8 protein-coding genes are annotated in these 6,966 nt (G+C 76.3%); 3 read left to right on the top strand and 5 right to left on the bottom strand.

Annotated elements, in window-relative coordinates; translation table 11 throughout:
* Nucleotides 1–7 precede the first annotated feature (7 nt).
* On the top strand, nucleotides 8–1,138 hold the full coding sequence (locus tag ACFYUY_RS22225) for a PP2C family protein-serine/threonine phosphatase (protein ID WP_387902765.1): 1,131 nt from the start codon (nucleotides 8–10) through the stop codon (nucleotides 1,136–1,138).
* A gap of 38 nt (nucleotides 1,139–1,176) precedes the next feature.
* Nucleotides 1,177–1,503 (top strand): hypothetical protein, encoded by a 327-nt coding sequence (locus ACFYUY_RS22230; RefSeq protein ID WP_360207017.1) that lies wholly within the window; start codon nucleotides 1,177–1,179, stop codon nucleotides 1,501–1,503.
* 150 nt (nucleotides 1,504–1,653) lie between these two features.
* On the opposite strand, the gene ACFYUY_RS22235 is transcribed toward ACFYUY_RS22230, so the two are convergent.
* Nucleotides 1,654–1,782, bottom strand: a complete 129-nt coding sequence (locus ACFYUY_RS22235) for a hypothetical protein (protein WP_387902769.1) — start codon at nucleotides 1,780–1,782, stop codon at nucleotides 1,654–1,656.
* A 109-nt stretch (nucleotides 1,783–1,891) separates the two neighbouring features.
* On the bottom strand, nucleotides 1,892–2,674 hold the full coding sequence (locus ACFYUY_RS22240) for a DUF4232 domain-containing protein (RefSeq protein WP_387902771.1): 783 nt from the start codon (nucleotides 2,672–2,674) through the stop codon (nucleotides 1,892–1,894).
* A 192-nt stretch (nucleotides 2,675–2,866) separates the two neighbouring features.
* On the opposite strand from ACFYUY_RS22240, the gene ACFYUY_RS22245 reads away from it, so the two are divergent.
* Nucleotides 2,867–4,195, top strand: coding sequence for a helix-turn-helix domain-containing protein (locus tag ACFYUY_RS22245; RefSeq protein ID WP_387902774.1), 1,329 nt, complete (start codon nucleotides 2,867–2,869; stop codon nucleotides 4,193–4,195).
* 125 nt (nucleotides 4,196–4,320) lie between these two features.
* Here the strand turns inward: ACFYUY_RS22245 and ACFYUY_RS22250 are convergent, their stop codons facing one another.
* From ACFYUY_RS22250 to ACFYUY_RS22260, 3 genes are all read right to left on the bottom strand, one after another.
* On the bottom strand, nucleotides 4,321–4,641 hold the full coding sequence (locus tag ACFYUY_RS22250) for a GYD domain-containing protein (protein ID WP_360207008.1): 321 nt from the start codon (nucleotides 4,639–4,641) through the stop codon (nucleotides 4,321–4,323).
* A 340-nt stretch (nucleotides 4,642–4,981) separates the two neighbouring features.
* Entirely contained in the window at nucleotides 4,982–5,332 is a 351-nt protein-coding gene (locus ACFYUY_RS22255) for a hypothetical protein (RefSeq protein WP_387902791.1), read from the bottom strand.
* 133 nt (nucleotides 5,333–5,465) lie between these two features.
* Nucleotides 5,466–6,788, bottom strand: coding sequence for a cryptochrome/photolyase family protein (locus ACFYUY_RS22260; protein WP_387902776.1), 1,323 nt, complete (start codon nucleotides 6,786–6,788; stop codon nucleotides 5,466–5,468).
* Nucleotides 6,789–6,966 lie beyond the last annotated feature (178 nt).

Here is a 6,966-nt window from a genome sequence, read left to right on the forward strand (position 1 = left end):
TGGGAGGATGGTGCGGCGGCGAGAGGGCGGCGGGGTGGGCGGTAGCGCGGACGGGTACGGCGCCGAGGCCGAGGCACGGGCGCCGGGCAACCGGACGGTGGTGCTGGGGGTGCTGGCCTCCACCGCCGTGGTGCTGCTGGCGCAGGCCGCGACCGGGACCAGCGCCCGGCTGGTGCTGCTGCTGGTGTTCCTGCCCGCGCTGCTGGCCGGCCTGGGCACCCTCGCGCAGACGATCGCCGTGTCCGTGTGGGTGGCCGTCGTGGTGGCCGTCAGCACGGTGCTGTTCCCGCCGACCTCGCTGGAGGCCCGGGCCGGGACGCTGGTGGCGGTGCTGGGCGCCGAGGCCGCGCTGGTGGCCCTGTGCGCACGGCGGATGGGGCGCGAGCGGCAGCTGTTCCGGATGCGCCAGAGCGCCGTCGCCCTGCAGCGCCAGCTGCTGCGCCCGCTGCCGGTGCTCACCCCGGACGTCCAGGTGTTCGGGCTGTACCGGCCGGTGGAGGAGGACGCCATGGTCGGCGGCGACCTGTACGACGTCGCCGACACCCCGTACGGCACGCGGGTGCTGGTGGGCGACGTCCAGGGCAAGGGCCTGCCCGCGATCGGGGCGGGCTTCGCGGTGCTGAGCGCCTTCCGCGAGGCGGCGTTCCGCGAGGCCGCGCTGACCGCCGTCGCCGACTCCCTGGAGGCCGCCGTGCAACGGCACAACGCCTACGCGGCGCAGGCCGGGGAGAGCGAACGGTTCGTCACCGCGACCGTGCTCGGCCTGGAGCGCGGCCCCGAGGTGCAGGCCGTCAACTGCGGCCACCTGGCCCCCTACCTGCTGCACCGAGGCCGGGTGGAGACGGTGGACCTGGCCGCCGGGGTGCCGCTGGGGCTGGCCGAACTGGCCGGGGAGGTGCGCACCGTGCAGTGGTTCGCGCTGCCCGAGGACGGCGTGCTGGTGCTGCTGACCGACGGGATCACCGAGGCCCAGGACCGCGACGGCGAGTTCTACCCCGTCGAGGAGGGCCTGACCGCCCTGGGCACGACCGCGGCCTCCCTGCTGCCGCAGGCCCTGGACGGCGCCGCCCGGCACTGGAGCGGGGGCCGGCGCCGCGACGACGTCACGGTGCTGTCCCTGCGCCGGACAACCCCGTAACGGGGACGCGGGGCGGCCGTCGCGCCTATGTTCTCCTCATGGACCCGCTCACGCTCGACTACGACAACCTCCACCTGCGCGTGGACCGCGGGGTGTTCGAGCTGTTCCGCCTGGACTCGGCCGAGGCCGGCTTCCGGGTCCCGCTGCGCTGGCTCGGGGCGCTGGTGCACTACCGGAAGCCGGGCAAGCCCGGCGAGCTGTTCGTCGGCGTCGTGCACGATCCGGACGCCGCCCTCTACGGCACCGACCGGCAGGCCTTCCGGGTCTCCCGCTGCCCGTCCTCCCGGATCCCGCCCGGCGACGAGGCGCTCCTGCGCGCGTACTTCACCCGGGTCGCCGCCCTCGCCGACCGGCGGGTGGACTGACCCTGTGCCAGGTGCCCGACGCCCGGGAGACCGGGGGCCGGGAGACCGGGGGCCGGGGGCCGGGGGCCGGGGGCCGGGGGCCGGGGGGCCGGGGGCCGGGGGGCCGGGGGCCGGGGGGCCGGGGGCTGCGCCAGGGGGCCGGGGAGCGCCTCAGCGCCGGGTGACGCCGGCCTCCCGGGAGAGTTCCGGGTCGTCCGGCCCGCCGAGGAAGAGGACCCTGAAGGCCGTGCCGACGTAGACGACCAGGAGACGGGCGAGGCTGCGGGTGGCGGTGTGCACGGCGGGTACCTGCTTCCTGCTTCGGGCCGGGTGCTGCGGGCTGTCGGGTCGCCGGGGGTCCTCGGGCTGCCGCCTGGCGGGCTGCCGTCGGGCCCGGGTGGTGGCGGTGTCACCAGGAGACGGCGTCGTCCATCGACTGCTGCCAGTAGGTGACCTTGAGGGAGTCGTCCACGTAGCTGCCGCCCGCGGGCAGCGCCGGGTGGGCGGCCGCGCCGACGCTCTCGTTGCCGGACGGGCCGTGGAAGGAGACCGCCAGGGACGTCACGGTGTGGCCGTGCGCGCCGTTGCCGCCGTCGGTGGAGGACAGGTTGACGGAGGCGTAGCCGGACTCGCCGGGCTTGAGCGTGACGACGGCCTGCGGCTTGGAGTCCTCGATGACCGGGGGCACGGCCTGCGCCTCGCCGAAGCGCACCGCCGGGTAGCCGTAGAGGTAACAGGTGCCGGAGCCCGTGTTGGTGACGGTGAGCAGCATGTGGTTCACGGGGCGGTTCAGCGGGGCGGCGACGGTCTTGGTGGTGGAGCCCTCGCAGACGCCCGGCTTCCCGGCGGCGGGGGCGGGGGCGGGGCTCTTCGGCACGGCCGGGGGCGCGGTGGTGGCGGGGGCGGGCGCGGTGGTGGCGGGCGCGGTGGTGGCGGGGGCGGTGGTGGCGGGGGCGGGCTTCGGGGCGGCGGACGGGGGCACGGGGGCCGGGGTCCCGCCCGCGGGGGCGGGGGCCGGGGCACCGGCGGTGGTCCCGGCCCCCGCGGCCGTGGGCGAGGCGGCGGCCTTCAGCGTCGGGCCGGTCGCCGTCGCGATGTCCCCGCTGTCGTCGCACGCGCTCATCGAGAGGGCGGCGAGCGCGACGCCCGCGGCGGCGGTGATCAGACGGGTGCGTGAGGTGCGGACGGACACGGTCCGGCCCCTTTCGGTGGGCGTTCGGTGGGATGGCCGAAGCTTGCGCGGTGATCCGTCCCGGCCGCTACGCCTGACGCCATGATGAGTAGGGTGGAACGGCGAACAGGGCTCTGACCAGCGGGAGTGGAACGGGCCTGGAACGCCGGAACGGGACGCCCGGGAGGCGCCGGGGGACGAAGGGGGCAGGTCGTGGAGGGCACGGGGGCCGCGGAGACGGCGGAGTTCGCGCGGCTGCTGAGCGAACTGAAGGCCCGTTCGGGGCTGAGCTACGGGACGCTGGCCAAGCGGCTGCACACGAGCACGTCCACGCTGCACCGCTACTGCAACGGCACGGCGCTGCCCAACGAGTACGTGTCGGCGGAGCGCTTCGCACGGGTGTGCCGGGCGACCCCGGACGAGCTGGTGGAACTGCACCGGAGCTGGATCCTGGCGGACGCGGCCCGATCACGCCGGACGGACCGGGCCCCGGAGCCGACCCCGGAACCGACCCCGGACGCCCCGGGCCCCACGGAAGCACCAGCACCGCCCGCACCGCCCGTGCCGTTCACGGACGGCGAGCCGGTCACCGCGACGGCGGCGGACCCGGCACCGCCCGCACCGCCGCGCCGCCGCCGTGGCGCCCTGATCGCCTCCACCGTGGCCGTCGTCCTGCTGACCACGGCGGTGATCGTCGCGCGCCCCGCCCTCCGCGGCGACGACGACGGTGCGACCGACCGTCGGACCACCGCCGCCACGCCGGCGACGACGGCCGCGCCGGCCCCACCCGAGACACCCCTCCCCGTCTCCCCCACCCCCGTCTCCCCCACCCCCGTCTCCCCCACCCCCGTCTCCCCCACCCCCGCGGCACCCGTCACCCCGACGACCACCCCGACCGCCACCCCGACCGCCACCCCGACCGCCACCCCGACCACCGACGCGCCCACGCCCCTCACCGTCGGCGTCCGCCCCTACGTCTACGACGACCCGTGCAGCCAGCACTTCCTCGTCGACAGCACCCCCGCCCACGTCGGCCCGCCCGCGCCCGAGCGCGACGCCCCGCGCTGGGCCGCCGCCTACGGCGCGGTCTCCTCCGGCGAACAGGAGATCGCCCTCACCGTCCAGGGCACCGGAGCGGACACCGTCGTCCTGGAGGCCCTGCACGTGCGCGTCACGGCCAAGGGCGCCCCGCTCGCCTGGAACGACTACTCGATGGGCGTCGGCTGCGGCGGCGTGGTCGACACCAAGTCCTTCGACATCGACCTCGACCGGGGAAGCCCCGTGATCACCGTCAAGGGCGGCCAGCGCGACTTCCCCTACAAGGTCAGCAAGTCCGACCCCGAGGTCTTCTACGTGACCGCCCACACCAAGGCGCACGACGTCCGGTGGGACCTCACCCTCGACTGGTCCAGCGGCACCCGCCGCGGCACCACCCACATCGACAACCGCGGCACCCCCTTCCGCACCAGCGCCGACGTCAACCGCCCCGGCTACGACTACCCCCCGGGCACCACCGAGTGGACCAGACGCACGGACGGCTGACGAGTCGGTGCGTGATGGCGGGCGAGGCCCGACCCGGCTGCCCGTGCGATGCCGGGCGCCTGCCGGGGCGGAGGCCACCGGTTCGCCGGGCGGCCCCGAGCGGCGCAGCCCCGGCGTGGAGGTGGTCAGGCGCCGGGCGCCCGGAAGTCGACCGTCCGCCGGGCCGCCGTGTCGATCTGCTCCGGGGTGAGCAGCTGGACCACGCTGGACTGCAGGGCGCCGCTGGCCCGGACCGTCATCGAGACGGCCGCCATCGACTCCTCGTCCGGCAGCTCGATCACGCAGTACAGGTCCGTCTCGCCGAAGGCGAAAGCCAGCCACTCCAGCGTGCCCCCGCAGGAGGCGACGACCCTGCGGACTGCCTCCACCCGGCCCGTACCGCCGTCGGCGAGCAACCCCGCGGCGCCCTGAGCGGTGTAGCCGGCCCGGACCAGGTACTTCGGCATCTCGGTCTCCCGTCCTGCGAAGGCGCCGCGGGCACGACGCCATCCCCACGATCGGGCAGCGCACACCGCGCGGGCCACCGGGAGACCCCCGAACGGCGCAGACCTGCGCGCGCCGGGGCGGTAGTCGGCGTCGGATCCCAGGGCGTTTCGGCCGGGTCCGGGCCACTGCCTTCCGGGCCCGGGAACTCGCCCGCCACGACGCCAGGACCGAGGAGGAGGTCACGTGGGGCCCGAGAACACGGCGGCCGCCATCGCCGCGTGCCACCGGCAGACCGCTGGCGCGCTGGTGCGGGCACCGGGGCTCGGGCTCCCTACGTCGACGTGTCAGCCGAGCCCGGGTTCACAGCCACCGCTTGGCCGCTTCGAAGCTGTCGCCTCCGCTGGTGTTGAAGGCGATCGCGGCCTTCGGCGCATGCCGCCGGACCAGATTCACGACCTGCTCGAACAGCGGCAGAAGTGGTTCCGGCTTGCGGATTCCGCCGCCGATGACGACGACGTCCCACTCGCGCTCGGACAGTGCGGTGACCATCGTGGACTCGGCCGACTCGTCCAACGCGATGAGCGCCATGGACGCGTCGATGGCGTGGCCGCCGAACCGTGTCAGCTCCTGGTCGAGGGCCGCACGGATGACGGCCCCGTCCATGCCGGGCACCGCGTGCGGGTCGATTCCGAGAATGAGAACTGACGGCATGTCATCAGGGACGATCAAGCGACGGTGCTGGTTCCCGGGACGGGAATCAGTTGTGGCGGACCATCGCCCTGGTCTCCTCCCGCCAAGGGGCGGCGGCCTTCGATGACCGGCAGCCGGCCGGGGCGGCCGGGGCTCAGGCGGTTTCGTGCATGCGGGCGGTGAGGGCGTCGGGGGGCAGCAGCGGGGCCGGGTAGCCGGCGGGGCGGTGGGCGAGGTCCCAGGGGCGGTGGACGGCGCGGCCGGGGATGTCGGCGAGTTCGGGCAGCCAGCGGCGCACGTAGGCGCCGTCGGGGTCGTAGCGGTCGGCCTGGCGCAGCGGGTTGAGGACGCGGTTGGGGCGGGTGTCGGTGCCGGTGCCGGCGGCCCACTGCCAGTTGAGCTGGTTGTTGGCGACGTCGCCGTCGACGAGCAGGGAGAGGAAGTGGTCGGCGCCGGGGCGCCAGTCGTGGCGCAGGGTCTTGGTGAGGAAGGAGGCGGTGAGCAGGCGGGCGCGGTTGTGCATCCAGCCCTCGTGGGCGAGTTGGCGCATGGCGGCGTCGATGATCGGGTAGCCGGTGCGGCCCTCGCGCCAGGCCCGCAGTTCGTGTTCGTCGTCGTACCAGGCGTAGGGGCGGGGGCGGTAGTCGTGGTGGGCGGTGTCGGGGCGGGCGGCGAGGACCTGGTGGTGGAAGTCGCGCCAGGCGAGTTGGCGGATCAGGGCGGCGGCGCCGGGGGTGTCGGAGCGGGCGGTGTGGTGCAGGACCTCGGTGGCGGACAGGCAGCCGAAGTGCAGGTAGGGCGAGAGGCGGGAGGTGGCGTCGGCGGCGAGGTCGTCGTGCAGGTCGGCGTAGGGGGTCGGGTCCCAGGTGTGCAGGCGGCGGCGGGCGGCGCTCTCGCCGCCGGGAGGCAGGCCGGGTGAGGTGCCGGCGGGGGCGGTGGGCAGCGGGTCGCTGGCGGGGCCGTCGGGGGTGGTGAGGGTGCGCGGGGCGGGCAGGACGGTGCGCCGGACGGCCTGCTGCCAGGCGCGGTGGTAGGGGGTGAAGACGGCGTAGTGGTCGCGGCCGGCGGGGGTGACGCGGCCGGGCGGGACGACGGTGAGCGCGCCGTCGTGCAGGTGGAGGCGTTCGCCGAGGGCGCGGCGCAGGGCGTGTTCGCGGCGGGTGGCGAAGGCGGAGACGCCGGCGTTGGCGTGGACGGTGTCGGCGCCGCATTCGGTGGCCAGGCGGGCGGTCTGTTCGGCGGGGTCGCCGTGGCGCAGGACGAGGCGGGAGCCGGCGGCGCGCAGGGCGCGGTCGAGGTCGGCGAGGGCGTCGGCGAGGAAGGCCTGGCGGTTGGGGGCGGCGAAGCCGGCCCGGTCGACGGCGGGGTCGCGCACGAACAGCGGGACGACCTGGTCGGCGCGGGTGCGGGCGGCGTGCAGGGCGGGGTTGTCGTGCAGGCGGAGGTCCTGGGTGAACAGGACGACGGCGGTGCTCATCGGGGCCTCGTGCGGTCGGGTCGGGGGTGCGGGGTGCGCGGGGTACGGCGGGGTGCGCGCGGGGGCGCGGCGGGGTGGGGGGCGGGGGGGGGGGGGGGCGGGCCCCCCCCCCCGGCCCGCCGCCCGGCGGCCCCGCCCCCCCCGCCCCGGCGCCGGCCCCCCCCCCCACCACCCCCCC

It is taken from the genome of Kitasatospora sp. NPDC004745 (genome assembly GCF_042873275.1).
In the GTDB taxonomy this organism is placed as follows: domain Bacteria; phylum Actinomycetota; class Actinomycetes; order Streptomycetales; family Streptomycetaceae; genus Kitasatospora.